At 35.7% G+C, this 277-nt stretch carries 1 protein-coding gene; it reads right to left on the bottom strand.

The genetic code is table 11. The features are described from left to right. Positions 1 to 277, bottom strand: a 277-nt coding sequence (locus SB773_RS31400; protein WP_410594212.1) for a YaaC family protein, incomplete at both ends; no start/stop codon positions are given.

Here is a 277-nt window from a genome sequence, read left to right as displayed (position 1 = left end):
CAATAGTGAGCAGGCAGGCCTTTAACAATTGGGCGAATCCATAAAATATTAGGATTGGCTGTATGGAAAGTGGAGCTATGGCAGCCTGATTATAATATGTTTTACCATGTTCAAGATGGTATATAAATGGATAGCAGTTTTCGTAACTTTTCATTTCTGCATCTTCTATTCTTTCACGCATATAACATTTTTGTAAAAAAAGTTGTGAGGAAGATGCGGAAAAAAAAGGGGTATATTTATCGAAATTATCATTGTTTTCAGGCATTGCAGCCTCTCC

This window comes from Bacillus sp. SIMBA_074, from assembly GCF_046534555.1.
Classification (GTDB): domain Bacteria; phylum Bacillota; class Bacilli; order Bacillales; family Bacillaceae_G; genus Bacillus_A; species Bacillus_A mycoides.
This window is presented reverse-complemented; position numbering and strand designations above follow the sequence as displayed.